Source organism: Streptomyces flavofungini (genome assembly GCF_041028215.1).
GTDB lineage: Bacteria > Actinomycetota > Actinomycetes > Streptomycetales > Streptomycetaceae > Streptomyces > Streptomyces flavofungini_B.
The window spans coordinates 1-15591 of record NZ_JASKYR010000103.1; the positions used below are offsets into that span (position 1 = coordinate 1).

The window sequence follows — 15591 nt, forward strand, 5'->3', positions numbered from 1 at the left end:
GCGTGGGGGCGGGGGTGCTTCACCGGCTCGCGAGGCAGGGSCSMTGCCCCGCGWGCGAGAACCCGGTGCCAGCCGGTCCCCCTCAGCTCAGCCGATGTCCAGCGGGTCCACTCGTACGCGCACCGGCTCCGTCTGGCCCTCGCGGGTGCCCTTCGCGCCGCGGGCCATGCGGGCGGCCTGGGCCGCCTTCAGGGCTGCCGCCAGTGCGGCGCCGCTGCCCGGGGGGACCCGGATCAGTACCCGCTCCCCCTGGTCACCTGCGGGCGGCGCGCCGGGACGCCGTGCGGAGCCCGGACCGGCGTCACGGACCGGGACGGGGCCGAGCACCACGGCCTCCGGCGGGAGTTCGGCGCCCGAGAGGAAGTCGTTCAGGGCGTCCGGCGGGCCGGAGACCGCCGCCATGCGGGAGACCGGCGGGAAGGCCAGCTCGGCCCGCTCCCCCAGCTCCCGCACCGCGTGCCCGACCGGGTCCCACCGCACGAGCGCCTGGACGGGCCGCAGCGTCGGCTCGGCGACGATGACCACCGTGCCGCCCGCACCCTGGGACCGTACGAGCGAGGCGGCGGCGATCCAGCGGCGCAGGGCGTCCTCCCCGGCCCGCAGATCGGGCCGCCCGAGCATCGCCCAGCCGTCGAGAAGCAGCGCCGCCGCATAGCCGCCCTCGGCGACGGGCTCGGCCCCCGGCGTGCTCACCACCAGGGCGGGCGTGCCCGGGACGGTGTCGAGCACCTGCTCGCGCCCCGAGGTCCGCACCGGCACGGCGGGAAAGGCCCGCCCCAGCTCCTCCGCCGTCCGCCGCGCCCCCACGACCTGGGCCCGCAGCCGGAACCCGCCGCACTCCCCGCAGTGCCAGGCGGCCTCCTCCTCGCCGCACCAGCCGCACCGCAGCGCGGACCCGCTGTCCTGCGCCTCCAGCGGCCCCGCGCAGCGGCGGCACCGCGCGGCCTCCCGGCAGCGCTCGCAGGCGAGGCGCGGCACATAGCCGCGCCGGGGCACCTGCACCAGGACGGGCCCGTGCTTGAGCCCCTCCCGCACGGCACGCCAGGCCAGCGTGGGCAGCCGCGCGGCCCGCGCCGCCTCGTCCCGCGCAAGGTCGCCGTCGCCCACGGTCCGCACCACGGGCGCGGCCCCGCGCACCTGCTCGCGGTCGGCGACGAGCGGCGCGGCCCATCCGCTCTCGACGAGCTGGGCGGCCTCGACCGTGCAGCTCCAGCTCCCCGCGAGGAACCCGCACTTCTCCCGCGAGGCCCGCAGTTCGAGCACCTCGCGGACGTGCGGGAAGGGGGCCCGGTCGTCGCTGTGGTTGGAGTCCCCGTCGTCCCACACGACCACCAGGCCGAGGTCGCGCACCGGGGCGAACATGGCGGCCCGCGTCCCGACCACGGCACGCACCTCACCCCGCCGCACGGAGAGCCACTCGCGATAGCGCCGCTCCTGCCCGGCGTCGGCGGTGAGCAGCGCGTGCTGACCCTCGCCGAGGAGCTCGGTCAGCGCGGCGTCCACGCGCGCGGCGGGCCGTCCCGTCGGCACGACGACGAGCGCCCCCCGGCCGGAGGCCAGCGTCGCCCGCACGGCACGGGCGATCTCCTCGGCCCACTGGGGTCCGGGCAGCGCGGTCCACACCGCGCGCGGCGACGCCCCCGAGGCGAGCGCGGAGAGGAACTCCTCCCCATGGCCATAACGCCGCCAGCTCCCCGCGTCGGGCGCGGCGGGCGGCGCCGGGGGCGCGACGGCGGCCCGCGCCTCGGCCCGCGCGTGCCGGGGCGGTATCGCGAGCTGGAGCACATCGGCGAGGCTCCCGGCATACCGGTCGGCGACGGCCCGGGCCAGCCCGAGCAGTCCCGCGTCGAGCACCGGCTCCGGGGAGACGACGTGGGCCAGCGCGGCCAGCGGCCCCGTGTAGTCCGTCTCGGCGCAGCGCTCGACGATGAATCCGTCGATCAGCCCGCCGCCCTCGCGCCGCCCCTCGCGCACGTTGCGCGATCCGGCCCCGAAGCGGACCCTGACCCGCACCCCGGGCTGGGCCGCCTCGTCCAGCTCTTCGGGCACCGCGTAGTCGAAGTAGCGGTCGAGGTGCAGCACGCCCTTGTCGACGAGGACCCGGGCCACGGGCAGCTCCTTGGCCAGCGCGGCTCCCCGCCACGTCCGCGGCTTGGCGCGCGGCACCTTGGCCCGGCGCACACTGTCCCGAATCAGCGCGAGCTGCTCGGGCTCGGGCACCCCACCTCCGCCTTCACCCACACCGGCCCCGTTCTCCCTGCTCACAGCAGCATTCCTACCAGACGGGTCCGACACCGCCGAGAACGCACTGGGGCCCGGCCCTCCCCCGGGGGGAGAGCCGGGCCCCGGCTGACGGAGGGCGTCGGGACTACAGCCCGGCCGCCTTGCGCAGCGCGTCCACCCGGTCCGTCCGCTCCCACGTGAAGTCGGGGAGCGCCCGGCCGAAGTGGCCGTACGCGGCGGTCTGCGAGTAGATCGGGCGGAGCAGGTCGAGGTCGCGGATGATCGCGGCGGGACGGAGGTCGAAGACCTCGCTGATCGCCGCTTCGATCTTGTCCGTGTCGACCGTGGCCGTGCCGAAGGTCTCGACGAAGAGGCCGACGGGCTCGGCCTTGCCGATCGCGTAGGCGACCTGGACCTCGCAGCGGGCCGCGAGACCGGCCGCGACCACGTTCTTGGCGACCCAGCGCATGGCGTACGCCGCCGAGCGGTCCACCTTCGACGGGTCCTTGCCGGAGAAGGCGCCGCCGCCGTGGCGGGCCATGCCGCCGTACGTGTCGATGATGATCTTGCGGCCGGTGAGGCCGGCGTCGCCCATCGGGCCGCCGATCTCGAAGCGCCCGGTCGGGTTGACCAGGAGGCGGTAGCCCTCGGTGTCGAGCTTGATGCCGTCCTCCAGGAGGGCCTTCAGCTCGGCCTCGACGACGAACTCGCGGATGTCGGGAGCGAGGAGCGAGTCCAGGTCGATGTCCGAGGCGTGCTGCGAGGAGACGACGACCGTGTCGAGACGGACGGCCTTGTCGCCGTCGTACTCGATGGTGACCTGGGTCTTGCCGTCGGGGCGCAGGTACGGGATCGTCCCGTTCTTGCGCACCTCGGACAGGCGGCGCGAGAGGCGGTGCGCGAGGTGGATCGGGAGCGGCATGAGCTCCGGGGTCTCGTCGCAGGCGAAGCCGAACATCAGGCCCTGGTCGCCCGCGCCCTGCTTGTCGAGGTCGTCCCCTCCTTCTCCGCGGGAGGCACCCTCGACTCGCTCCTCATAGGCCGTGTCGACGCCCTGCGCGATGTCGGGGGACTGCGAGCCGATGGACACCGAGACACCGCAGGAGGCGCCGTCGAAGCCCTTCTTCGAGGAGTCGTAACCGATCTCAAGGATCTTGTCGCGCACGAGCTGCGCGATCGGCGCGTACGCCTTCGTCGTGACCTCACCGGCCACGTGGACGAGGCCGGTGGTGATCAGCGTCTCCACGGCGACCCGGGACGTCGGGTCCTCCCGCAGAAGCGCGTCGAGAATGGTGTCGCTGATCTGGTCAGCGATCTTGTCGGGGTGACCCTCGGTCACAGACTCCGAGGTGAAGAGGCGCCGGGACACATCGCTCCCTGTGGTTGCAGCGGCTGCTGGCTGATCATTGGCGGGCGGCCGGGAGCTGCGCCCGGCTCGTCCGAGACCAGTTTATCGGTCACGCTCGTCCGCCGGAGCACATGTCTCGCCACTTGGGAGCCCTGTGACCTGCGGCACTGCATTGTGCGTCACGTCGATCAGTATCCACCAGAGGGCCACGCGCCCGCTTTATCCCGGTATCGCGGCCCCTGGCGGGAGGAAAGTGACATTGAGCCCTCGCGAGGAAGACTCCGTCAAGTAACGCGTCGAAACCTGGCCGAGTTCCGCCGCGTTCCGCCGAGTTCCGACGAGTTCCGCCAGAAGGTGAAAGGCGGCGGAACGACCGGCTCCGCCGCCCCTGAGGTCACCGGCCCCGCCGCGGCCTCAGGTCAGCCGCCGCGCGACGAGGTCCCACACCGTGTCCGCGAGGGCCTCCTTGGGTCCGTACGGCACCGGCGTCTCGCTGCCGTCGGCGCCGAGCACCACGGCCTCGTTCTCCTCGGAGCCGAAGGTCTTGCGCTCGCCCACCTCGTTGACGACCAGCAGGTCGCAGCCCTTGCGCGCGAGCTTCGCGCGGCCGTTGGCGAGGACGTCGTCCGTCTCGGCCGCGAAGCCCACGACCACCTGGCCCGAGCGCGGCCGCTCCCCCGCGATCTCGGCGAGGATGTCCGGATTGCGGACCAGGGCGATCGGCGCGGGCTCCTCGCCGTCCTTCTTCTTGATCTTGCCCGCCGCGTAGGTCTCGGGGCGGAAATCGGCCACGGCGGCCGCCATCACCACGGCGTCGGCGTCGGCCGCCGCCTTCAGGACCGCCTCGCGGAGCTGCACGGCCGTACCGACTGGTACGACGTCCACGCCCGCGGGGTCGGGCAGCGCCGCGTTGGCCGCCACGAGCGTGACGCGGGCGCCGCGCGCGGCGGCGCTGCGGGCCAGCGCGTACCCCTGCTTGCCGGAGGAGCGGTTGCCGAGGAAGCGGACCGGGTCGAGGGGCTCGCGGGTGCCGCCCGCGCTGACCACGACATGGCGGCCCGCGAGGTCCCGCACCAGGTCACCGCGGGCGAGGACGCGGCGTGCGACCTCGAAGAGCTCGGCCGGGTCGGGGAAGCGCCCCTTGCCGGTGTCGACGCCGGTGAGGCGGCCGACCGCGGGCTCGACGACCAGGGCGCCGCGGCGGCGCAGCGTGGCCACGTTCTCCTGGGTGGCCGGGTGCTCCCACATCTCGGTGTGCATCGCGGGGGCGAAGACCACGGGACAGCGCGCGGTGAGGAGCGTGTTGGTCAGGAGGTCGTCGGCGAGGCCGTGGGCCGCCTTGGCCATGATGTCGGCGGTGGCGGGCGCCACGATCACCAGGTCGGCGCCCTGCCCGATGCGGACGTGCGGCACCTCGTGGACGTCGGACCAGACCCCGGTCGACACGGGGTGCCCGGAGAGCGCGGACCAGGTCGCGGCGCCCACGAAGTGCAGCGCCGAGTCCGTCGGCACCACGCGCACGTCATGGCCGGACTCGGTCAGCCGCCGCAGCAGCTCGCACGCCTTGTAGGCGGCGATACCGCCGCTGACTCCCAGGACCACCTTCGGCTTCTCGGCCACTGCCTTCGTCTCCCCGCACTCGGATGCCTACTGCTCCATGACACACCACAGGCCCGGCAGTCGTACTGCCGGGCCTGTGGTGAAGGTGACGGATCCCTTACTGCGCCGGGCCCTCGATGGCCTCGGACGTCAGCAGGCCCGCGTTGATCTCGCGGAGCGCGATCGAGAGCGGCTTCTCGTGGACGTGCGTGTCCACCAGGGGGCCGACGTACTCCAGGAGGCCCTCACCGAGCTGCGAGTAGTACGCGTTGATCTGGCGCGCGCGCTTGGCGGCGTAGATCACGAGGCTGTACTTCGAGTCGGTGGCTTCGAGCAGCTCATCAATCGGCGGGTTGATGATGCCCTCGGGCGCGGTGATGGAAGAGGACACTCTCTGCCTTCCGATGGGGTCAGATGCCGTCCTGAGCGGAATCAGGACAACGGTGAAGATCTAAAGAACTCGCATCAAGGCTAGCAGCTCACTGGCCACGTCCTCGACGGAGGTGTTGACCAGGGTCGTGTCGAACTCGGCCTCGGCCGCGAGCTCGATCCTTGCCGCGGCCAGCCTGCGCTCGATCACCTCGGGCGCCTCGGTGCCCCGGCCGGTGAGCCGGCGGACCAGCTCCTCCCAGCTCGGCGGGGCGAGGAAGACGAGCTGCGCCTCGGGCATGGACTCGCGCACCAGGCGCGCGCCCTGGAGATCGATCTCCAGGAGGACGGGCTCGCCCGCCTCCAGGCGTTCGAGCACGGCATCGCGCGGGGTGCCGTAGCGGTTGCCCGCGAACTCGGCCCACTCCAGGAGCTCGCCGTTGGCGATCAGCTTGTCCATCTCGTCGTCGGAGACGAAGAAGTACTGCACGCCGTGCTTCTCGCCGGGCCGCGGCTTCCGCGTGGTGGCGGAGACCGAGAGCCAGACCTCGGGGTGCGCCTTGCGCATATGAGCGACGACCGTGCTCTTGCCGACCCCGGAGGGGCCGGAGAGCACGGTCAGCCGCGGACGTACGTCCGGGGGTACGGGGGTCGTCCCCCGGGATGTTGCAGCCATGCAGCGATTATCCAGGTTCTCAGGAGTGCCTGAGAACGTCAGGCAGCGCCACCACCGAACTCGCGCTCAAGAGACGCGATCTGGTTGGAGCCGAGGCCACGCACGCGGCGGCTCTCGGAGATGCCAAGACGCTCCATGATCTGCTTGGCGCGGACCTTGCCCACGCCCGGCAGGGACTCCAGGAGGGCGGAGACCTTCATCTTGCCGATGACATCGTTCTCCTGGCCCTGCTTGATGACCTCGTGAAGAGAGGCACCGGAGTGCTTGAGTCGATTCTTGACCTCGGCCCGCTCCCGGCGAGCCGCGGCGGCCTTTTCGAGCGCGGCTGCGCGCTGTTCAGGGGTAAGGGGCGGAAGAGCCACGCCTACGTCACCTCGGATGTCGAACTGTCGGATACGGACCGGTGAGGAACCTAGTCGCCCCACACCTGGGGAGCAACGTGCAACGCGCTTGCCCGTTCTCCCCCCACTACCTTGAGGGTGTGGGGGTGTCCCCACTCGACGGAGACTAGCGGCCATGGCCGCCAGAGTCAGCGAGAACAGACGAAAAGTCCTGGTCAGCCTCTGTCGAGCCGTACAAAACCGGCATTTCGGCACCGATTTTCGCTGACATGTCGTCAGTAGGGCGTGAGCTCGTCGCCCCGCCTCTCCCTCAGGCCACGTCGACCGCCGCCCGGATCTCGTCCGCGAGGCGCTCCGCGGCTCCCCGCAGGCCCGCGACGTCGGGTCCGTGCCGCAGCACCCCCCGGCTGACGCTCGGCACGACGTTGCGCACGGCGGCGCCGAAGACGCCGGGCAGATCCGCCGGGGTCGCGCCCTGCGCCCCGATGCCGGGGGCGAGCAGCGGGCCGTTGACCGCCAGTTCGTAGGAGGAGAGGTCCCCGAGCGTCGCGCCGACGACCGCGCCGAAGGACCCCAGAGGGGCCGCTGAGGCGTTCTCGGCGGCGAGGTGGCCGAGGATGGTGGCGGCGACCGTGCGGCCGTCCTCGCGGACCGCGTGCTGGACCTCGGCACCCTCGGGGTTGGAGGTCAGGGCGAGCACGAAGAGCCCGGCGCCGTTCTCGCGCGCCAGGTCGACGGCGGGCTTCAGGGAGCCGTACCCGAGGTAGGGCGAGACCGTGAGCGCGTCGCTGAACAGCGGCGCGTCCCTGTGCAGGAAGGTCTCGGCGTACGCGGCCATGGTCGAGCCGATGTCGCCGCGCTTGGCGTCCATGACGACCAGCGCGCCGGCCGCCCGCAGCTCGGCGACCGCCTTCTCCAGGACGGCGATGCCGCGCGAGCCGAACCGCTCGAAGAACGCGCTCTGCGGCTTGAACACGGCGACGGACCCGGCGAGGGCCTCGACGACGGTGCGGGTGAACCGTTCGAGACCCGCGATGTCGTCGTTCAGGCCCCACGCCGAGAGCAGCGAGGCGTGCGGGTCGATGCCGACGCACAGCGGGCCGCGCTCGTCCATGGCGCGGCGCAGGCGCGTGCCGAAGGGATCGAGGGCGCTCATGCGGACTTCCTCACGTCGGCGCCGACGGCGTCGGCGAGGGTGGCGTACGGGCTCGTGCGCAGGCGCGCGGCGAGGCCCTTGTGGAGGGCGCGGGCCCAGAAGGGGCCTTCGTAGATGAAGGCGCTGTAGCCCTGGACGAGGGTGGCGCCCGCGAGGATGCGCTGCCAGGCGTCCTCGGCGTTCTCCACGCCGCCGACGCCCACGAGGGTGATGCGGTCGCCCACGCGCGCGTAGAGGCGGCGCAGGACCGCAAGGGAGCGCTCCTTGACCGGCGCGCCGGAGAGTCCGCCGACCTCCTTGACCAGGGCCGGGTCCGACTTCAGGCCGAGGCCCTCGCGCGCGATGGTGGTGTTCGTGGCGATGATGCCGTCCAGGCCGAGCTCGACCGCGAGGTCGGCCACGGCGTCGACGTCCTCGTCGGCGAGATCGGGCGCGATCTTGACCAGGAGCGGTACGCGGCGGCCCGGCACGGCACGGTCGGCGGCCTCGCGCACGGCGGTCAGCAGGGGCCGCAGCGACTCGGTGGCCTGGAGGTTGCGCAGGCCCGGGGTGTTCGGGGACGAGACGTTGACGACGAGGTAGTCGGCGTGGCGGGCGAGGCGCTCGGCGGACTTCACGTAGTCGGCGGCGGCGGCCTCCTCGGAGACGACCTTGGTCTTGCCGATGTTGACGCCGACGACCGTCCTGAAGACCGGCCTGCGGGTGGCGAGGCGCTCCGCGACGGCGGCGGAGCCGTCGTTGTTGAAGCCCATGCGGTTGATCAGCGCGCGGTCGGGGACGAGGCGGAACAGCCGCTTCCTGGGGTTGCCGGGCTGGGCCTCCCCGGTGACCGTGCCGATCTCGACGTGGTCGAAGCCGAGCATCGACAAGCCGTCGATGGCGACGGCGTTCTTGTCGAAGCCCGCCGCGAGCCCGAAGGGCCCGTGCATCCGCAGCCCGAGGGCCTCGGTGCGCAGTTCCTTGTACCGCGGCGCGAGGACGGCCGCGACGAAGGTGCGCAGCACCGGGACGCAGGCGGCGAGCCGGATCCAGCGGAAGGCCAGGTAATGGGCCCGCTCCGGGTCCATCTTCTGGAAGACGAGGTGGAAGAAGAGCTTGTACATGAGAGGTGTCCTCAGCAGAAGGGGGACACCGGATCGGTGTCCCCCAAGGTCTGTCGGCCTTAGTCGCGCGCCGCGGTCAGACGCTCCGCGTGTTCCTGGAGTGAGCGCACGCCCACGTCCCCGCGGCCCAGTGCGTCGATGCCCTGGACGGCGGCGGCGAGCGCCTGGACCGTCGTGAGGCACGGCACGGACCGGGAGACGGCCGCCGTGCGGATCTCGTAGCCGTCGAGACGGCCGCCGGTGCCGTAGGGGGTGTTGACGATGAGGTCGACGCCGCCGTCGTGGATGAGCTGGACGATCGTCTTCTCGCCGTTGGGGCCCTCGCCCTCGGACTGCTTGCGCACGACCGTGGCGTTTATGCCGTTGCGCTTGAGGACCTCGGCCGTGCCGGAGGTGGCGAAGAGCTCGAAGCCGTGCGCCACCAGCTCGCGCGCCGGGAAGATCATCGAGCGCTTGTCGCGGTTGGCGACCGAGATGAAGGCGCGGCCGCCGGTCGGCAGCGGACCGTAGGCGCCCGCCTGCGACTTGGCGTAGGCGGTGCCGAAGACCGTGTCGATGCCCATGACCTCGCCGGTGGAGCGCATCTCCGGGCCGAGGACGGTGTCGACGCCGCGGCCGTGGATGTCGCGGAAGCGCGACCACGGCATGACGGCCTCCTTGACGGAGATCGGCGCGTCCATCGGCAGGGTGCCGCCGTCGCCCCGCTTGGGCAGCAGGCCCTCGTCCCGCAGGTCGGCGATGGTGGCGCCGAGCGAGATCCGGGCGGCGGCCTTGGCCAGCGGCACCGCGGTCGCCTTCGAGGTGAAGGGGACGGTGCGCGAGGCGCGCGGGTTGGCCTCCAGGACGTACAGGATGTCCCCGGCCATCGCGAACTGGATGTTGATCAGACCGCGTACGCCGACGCCCTTGGCGATGGCCTCCGTGGAGGCGCGCAGGCGCTTGATGTCGAAGCCGCCGAGCGTGATCGGGGGCAGCGCGCACGCCGAGTCGCCGGAGTGGATGCCGGCCTCCTCGATGTGCTCCATGACGCCGCCGAGGTAGAGCTCGGTGCCGTCGTAGAGCGCGTCCACGTCGATCTCGATGGCGTCGTCGAGGAAGCGGTCGACCAGGACCGGCCGCGAGGGGCTGATCTCGGTCGACTCCTCGATGTACGCGGCGAGGCGGGTCTCGTCGTACACGATCTCCATGCCGCGGCCGCCGAGCACGTACGACGGGCGGATGAGGACGGGGTAGCCGATCTCGTCGGCGATGGCCTTCGCTCCGGCGAACGTCGTCGCGGTGCCGTGCTTCGGCGCGGGGAGACCGGCCTCGGCGAGCACCTGGCCGAAGGCGCCGCGGTCCTCGGCGGCGTGGATGGCCTCGGGCGAGGTGCCGACGACGGGCACGCCGTTGTCCTTGAGGGCCTGCGAGAGGCCCAGCGGGGTCTGGCCGCCGAGCTGGACGATGACGCCCGCGATCGGCCCGGCCTGTGCCTCGGCGTGGACGATCTCCAGGACGTCCTCCAGGGTGAGCGGCTCGAAGTAGAGCCGGTCGGAGGTGTCGTAGTCGGTGGAGACGGTCTCGGGGTTGCAGTTGACCATCACGGTCTCGTATCCGGCGTCGCTCAGCGCGAAGGAGGCGTGCACGCAGGAGTAGTCGAACTCGATGCCCTGGCCGATGCGGTTCGGGCCCGAGCCGAGGATGATCACGGCGGGCTTCTCGCGCGGGGCGACCTCGCTCTCCTCGTCGTAGGAGGAGTAGAAGTACGGCGTCTTCGCGGCGAACTCGGCGGCGCAGGTGTCGACCGTCTTGTAGACCGGGCGCACCCCGAGGGTCTGGCGCACCTCGCGGACGACGTCCTCGCGCAGGCCGCGCACTTCGGCGATCTGGGCGTCGGAGAAGCCGTGCCGCTTGGCCTCGGCGAGCAGGTCGGCGTCCAGGCGGTCGGCTGCGGCGAGCTCGTCCGCGAGCTCCTTGATCAGGAAGAGCTGGTCGACGAACCACGGGTCGATCTTCGTGGCGTCGAAGACCTCCTCGGGCGTGGCGCCCGCGCGGATGGCCTGCATGACGGAGTTGATGCGGCCGTCGGTGGGCCGCACGGCCTCGGCGAGGAGCTCGGCCTTGTCGCCGGGCTCGCCGACGAAGGTGAACTGCGAGCCCTTCTTCTCCAGGGACCGCAGCGCCTTCTGGAGCGCCTCGGTGAAGTTGCGGCCGATGGCCATGGCCTCGCCGACCGACTTCATGGTGGTGGTCAGGGTCGAGTCCGCCGAGGGGAACTTCTCGAAGGCGAAACGCGGGGCCTTGACCACGACGTAGTCGAGGGTCGGCTCGAAGGAGGCCGGGGTCTTCTCGGTGATGTCGTTCGGGATCTCGTCCAGCGTGTAGCCGACGGCCAGCTTGGCGGCGATCTTCGCGATCGGGAAGCCGGTGGCCTTGGAGGCGAGCGCGGAGGAGCGGGACACGCGCGGGTTCATCTCGATGACGATGACCCGGCCGTCCTCGGGGTTCACCGCGAACTGGATGTTGCAGCCGCCGGTGTCGACGCCGACCTCGCGGATGATCGCGATGCCGACGTCGCGCAGGATCTGGTACTCGCGGTCGGTCAGCGTCATCGCCGGGGCGACGGTGATCGAGTCGCCGGTGTGCACGCCCATCGGGTCGAAGTTCTCGATGGAGCAGACGACCACGACATTGTCGTTCTTGTCGCGCATCAGCTCCAGCTCGTACTCCTTCCAGCCGAGGATGGACTCCTCAAGGAGCACCTCGGTGGTCGGCGAGAGGGTCAGGCCCTGTCCCGCGATGCGGCGCAGCTCCTCCTCGTCGTGGGCGAAGCCGGAACCGGCGCCGCCCATGGTGAAGGAGGGGCGGACGACCACGGGGTAGCCGCCGAGCTCGTCGACGCCCTTGAGGACGTCGTCCATGGAGTGGCAGATGACCGAGCGGGCGGACTCGCCGTAACCGATCTTCTTGTTGACCTCTTCGACGACGCCCTTGAAGAGGTCGCGGTCCTCGCCCTTGTTGATGGCCTCGACATTGGCGCCGATGAGCTCGACGCCGTACTTCTCGAGGACGCCCTGCTCGTGCATCGAGATGGCCGTGTTCAGGGCCGTCTGGCCGCCGAGGGTGGGCAGCAGCGCGTCGGGGCGCTCCTTGGCGATGATCTTCTCGACGAACTCCGGGGTGATGGGCTCGACGTACGTGGCGTCGGCGATCTCCGGGTCGGTCATGATCGTCGCCGGGTTGGAGTTGACGAGGATGACGCGCAGTCCCTCGGACTTCAGCACGCGGCACGCCTGGGTGCCTGAGTAGTCGAACTCGGCGGCCTGGCCGATGACGATCGGACCGGAGCCGATGACCAGGACGGACTGGATATCGGTGCGCTTAGGCACGCTGGGCTCCTTCTGCGGTCATCAGGGAAACGAAGCGGTCGAAGAGGTACGCGGCGTCGTGCGGGCCCGCGGCCGCCTCGGGGTGGTACTGGACGCTGAACGCGGGCTGGTCGAGGAGCTGGAGACCCTCCACCACCTGGTCGTTCAGGCAGACGTGGGAGACCTCGGCGCGTCCGTAGGGGGTGTCGCTGACCCTGTCGAGCGGGGCGTCGACGGCGAAGCCGTGGTTGTGCGCGGTGACCTCGACCTTGCCGGTCGTGCGGTCCTGCACCGGCTGGTTGATGCCGCGGTGGCCGTACTTCAGCTTGTACGTGCCGAAGCCGAGGGCGCGGCCGAGGATCTGGTTGCCGAAGCAGATGCCGAAGAGCGGCGTCCTGCGCTCCAGGACGCCCTTGACCACGGTCAGGTCCACCGTGGAGGGGTCGCCGGGGCCGTTCGACAGGAAGAAGCCGTCCGGGTTGACCGCGTACACGTCGTCGAGCGTGGCGGTGGCGGGCAGCACGTGCACCTCGATGCCGCGCTCGGCCATGCGGTGCGGCGTCATGCCCTTGATGCCGAGGTCCAGGGCGGCGACGGTGAACTTCTTGCCGCCGATGGCGGGCACCACGTAGGGCTCGGTGGTGGCGACCTCGGCGGACAGGCTCGCGCCCACCATCTGGGGGGCCTCCTTGACGCGGGCGAGCAGCGCCGTGTCGTCGGCGAGCGCCTCGCCGGAGAAGATGCCGACGCGCATGGCGCCGCGCTCGCGCAGATGGCGGGTGAGCGCGCGGGTGTCGATGCCGCTGATGCCGACGACGCCCTGCTCGGCGAGCTCCTCGTCCAGGGTGCGCCGGGAGCGCCAGGAGGAGGTCACGCGCGCGGGGTCGCGCACCACGTAGCCGGCGACCCAGATGCGCCTGGACTCGGGGTCCTCGTCATTGACGCCGGTGTTGCCGACGTGCGGGGCCGTCATGACGACGACCTGCCGGTGGTACGAGGGGTCGGTGAGCGTCTCCTGGTAGCCGGTCATGCCGGTGGAGAACACCGCTTCGCCGAAGGTCTCCCCCACGGCCCCGTAGGCACGTCCGCGGAAGATGCGGCCGTCCTCCAGGACGAGTACGGCGGGAACCTTGCTGGCTCCCCTGGTGGAGGTCGTCATCGTGCGGTGCCTTCCGTCGTGCTTGTCGTGCTTGGCGTAGTGATCAGGTTGTTGCCGGGTCCTGCCATGCCGTTGATGGCCTCGACCCACTCCGCGTGCTCGGCCGCGTGGTCCGAGCGGAAGCCGGAGTCGAGCAGCTTCTCGCCGTGCTCCCAGGTGACGATCAGCAGACCGCCCTCGGCGAGGACCTTGCCCGCGATGCCCTTGTCGAGCCGGGCCTCGCGCAGTCGCGCCGCCGGGATGAAGAAGTCGGCCGCGCCGGGGCGTACGACGTCCAGGCCCGCGTCGGTGAGCGTCAGCTCGGCCTTGCTGCGGGTGCCGAGGCCGTGCGCCACGATGCGGTCGAGCCACTGCCCGGCCGTGGTGGAGCCGTGATAGCGGCCGGTCAGCTCCAGTCTCGCCGGGCCCGGCTCGTCCGGCGCGGCGGGCAGCTCGGGCAGGTCGCCCTGGAGCGTGCCCCGCCACTTCCAGCCCTCGCGCATCAGCCAGTAGACGAGCGCGATGAAGAGCAGCAGGCCGACGACCCAGCCGAGGCGCGCGGCCCAGTCGGTCACGTCCGCCGATTCCTTCTCGGCGGCCAGTTGCAGAAGAGTTGTCACGCGAGCTTCCCGTCGACGAGCGTGGCCCGACCCCTGAGCCACGTGTGCGTGACGCGGCCCGGCAGCTCACGGCCCTCGTAGGGAGTGTTGCGGCTGCGCGAGGCGAAGCTCGCGGGGTCCACTTCCCCACGGTAATCGGCATCGACCAGGACGAGGTTCGCGGGCTCACCTGCCGAGACGGGGCGTCCGTGGCCGGTGGCCCCGCCGATCCGCGCGGGCTTGGCGGACATGCGGTCGGCGACGGCCTCCCAGGTCAGCAGGCCGGTCTCCACCATCGTCTGCTGGACGACGGAGAGCGCGGTCTCCAGGCCGACCATGCCCATGGCGGCCGCGGCCCACTCGCAGTCCTTGTCCTCGTGCGGGTGCGGGGCGTGGTCGGTGGCGACGATGTCGATCGTGCCGTCGGCGAGGGCCTCGCGCAGGGCCATGACGTCGCGCTCGGTGCGCAGCGGCGGGTTGACCTTGTAGACGGGGTTGTAGGAGCGGACCAGCTCATCCGTGAGGAGGAGGTGGTGCGGGGTGACCTCGGCCGTCACGTCGATGCCGCGGGACTTGGCCCAGCGCACGATCTCCACGGACCCGGCGGTCGAGAGGTGGCAGATGTGGACGCGGGACCCGACGTGCTCGGCGAGCAGCACGTCGCGGGCGATGATCGACTCCTCGGCGACCGCGGGCCAGCCGCCGAGGCCGAGCTCGGCGGAGACGACGCCCTCGTTCATCTGGGCGCCCTCGGTGAGGCGCGGCTCCTGCGCGTGCTGGGCGACGACGCCGCCGAAGGCCTTCACGTACTCCAGGGCGCGGCGCATGATCACGGCGTCGTCGACGCACTTGCCGTCGTCGGAGAAGACGGTGACGCCTGCGGCCGACTCGTGCATGGCGCCCAGCTCGGCGAGCTTTTTGCCCTCAAGGCCTACGGTGACGGCGCCGATGGGCTGCACGTCGCAGTAGCCGGACTCCTTGCCGAGCCGGTAGACCTGCTCGACGACGCCCGCGGTGTCGGCCACGGGGAAGGTGTTGGCCATGGCGAACACGGCGGTGTAGCCGCCGGAGGCGGCGGCCCGGGTGCCGGTCAGCACGGTCTCGGAGTCCTCGCGGCCGGGTTCGCGCAGGTGGGTGTGGAGGTCGACGAGGCCAGGCAGGAGCACCTTGCCGCCGGCCTCGACGACGGTGGCGCCCTCGGCGGAGAGCCCGGTGCCGACGGCCTCGATCGTCTCGCCGTCGATCAGGACGTCCCGCGCCTCGCCGCCGAGCACCTTCGCACCACGGATCAGGATCTTGCTCATGGTTACTTGTTCTCCTCGGTGCGGGTGTGGGTGACGGCGGGCTCGTTGCCGCCAAGGAGCAGATAGAGGACGGCCATGCGGATGGAGACGCCGTTGGCGACCTGCTCGACGACCGTGCAGCGGTCGGAGTCGGCGACCTCGGCGGTGATCTCCATGCCGCGGACCATGGGGCCCGGGTGCATCACGATGGCGTGCGACGGCATCTTCGCCATGCGCTCGCCGTCCAGGCCGTAGCGGCGGGAGTACTCCCGCTCGGTGGGGAAGAACGCGGCGTTCATGCGCTCGCGCTGCACCCGCAGCATCATCACGGCGTCGGACTTGGCGAGGACGCTGTCCAGGTCGTAGCTGACCTCGCAGGGCCAGTTCTCCACGCCGACCGGCACCAGGG

12 protein-coding genes and 1 pseudogene are annotated in these 15591 nt (G+C 71.7%); all 13 read right to left on the minus strand.

From position 1 onward, the window contains the following. Positions 1-87: 87 nt before the first annotated feature. A complete protein-coding gene (locus AB8Z36_RS10075) occupies positions 88-2265 on the minus strand; it encodes a primosomal protein N' (RefSeq protein WP_369212884.1) in 2178 nt (725 codons plus the stop codon). Between the two features lie 103 nt (positions 2266-2368). Then, positions 2369-3592, minus strand: coding sequence for a methionine adenosyltransferase (metK, locus tag AB8Z36_RS10080; protein ID WP_369212885.1), 1224 nt, complete (start codon positions 3590-3592; stop codon positions 2369-2371). 393 nt (positions 3593-3985) lie between these two features. Further along, positions 3986-5191 carry a bifunctional phosphopantothenoylcysteine decarboxylase/phosphopantothenate--cysteine ligase CoaBC gene (coaBC, locus tag AB8Z36_RS10085; protein WP_369212886.1) on the minus strand — a complete coding sequence of 402 codons (1206 nt, stop codon included), beginning with the start codon at positions 5189-5191 and terminating at the stop codon, positions 3986-3988. Positions 5192-5288: 97 nt separating this feature from the next. Then, positions 5289-5561, minus strand: coding sequence for a DNA-directed RNA polymerase subunit omega (gene rpoZ / locus AB8Z36_RS10090; protein ID WP_005319902.1), 273 nt, complete (start codon positions 5559-5561; stop codon positions 5289-5291). Positions 5562-5621: 60 nt separating this feature from the next. Continuing rightward, positions 5622-6215, minus strand: coding sequence for a guanylate kinase (gene gmk / locus AB8Z36_RS10095; protein ID WP_369212887.1), 594 nt, complete (start codon positions 6213-6215; stop codon positions 5622-5624). A gap of 38 nt (positions 6216-6253) precedes the next feature. Then, positions 6254-6577, minus strand: a complete 324-nt coding sequence (locus AB8Z36_RS10100; RefSeq protein WP_005319887.1) for an integration host factor — start codon at positions 6575-6577, stop codon at positions 6254-6256. 289 nt (positions 6578-6866) lie between these two features. After that, entirely contained in the window at positions 6867-7712 is an 846-nt protein-coding gene (gene pyrF, locus AB8Z36_RS10105; RefSeq protein ID WP_369212888.1) for an orotidine-5'-phosphate decarboxylase, read from the minus strand. Further along, entirely contained in the window at positions 7709-8815 is a 1107-nt protein-coding gene (locus AB8Z36_RS10110) for a quinone-dependent dihydroorotate dehydrogenase (RefSeq protein WP_369212889.1), read from the minus strand. The genes pyrF and AB8Z36_RS10110 overlap by 4 nt, the downstream gene beginning before the upstream one ends. Positions 8816-8874: 59 nt before the next feature. Further along, positions 8875-12183: a carbamoyl-phosphate synthase large subunit gene (gene carB / locus AB8Z36_RS10115; RefSeq protein ID WP_369212890.1), complete on the minus strand. Its 3309-nt coding sequence runs from the start codon at positions 12181-12183 to the stop codon at positions 8875-8877. After that, on the minus strand, positions 12176-13321 hold the full coding sequence (gene carA / locus AB8Z36_RS10120; RefSeq protein ID WP_369212891.1) for a glutamine-hydrolyzing carbamoyl-phosphate synthase small subunit: 1146 nt from the start codon (positions 13319-13321) through the stop codon (positions 12176-12178). The genes carB and carA overlap by 8 nt, the downstream gene beginning before the upstream one ends. After that, positions 13318-13920: a PH-like domain-containing protein gene (locus AB8Z36_RS10125; RefSeq protein ID WP_369212892.1), complete on the minus strand. Its 603-nt coding sequence runs from the start codon at positions 13918-13920 to the stop codon at positions 13318-13320. The genes carA and AB8Z36_RS10125 overlap by 4 nt, the downstream gene beginning before the upstream one ends. Then, complete coding sequence (locus AB8Z36_RS10130; protein WP_369212893.1) at positions 13917-15203, minus strand: dihydroorotase; 1287 nt, start codon at positions 15201-15203, stop codon at positions 13917-13919. The genes AB8Z36_RS10125 and AB8Z36_RS10130 overlap by 4 nt, the downstream gene beginning before the upstream one ends. 2 nt (positions 15204-15205) lie before the next feature. Further along, positions 15206-15591: pseudogene (locus tag AB8Z36_RS10135) on the minus strand (aspartate carbamoyltransferase); the annotation flags it as partial.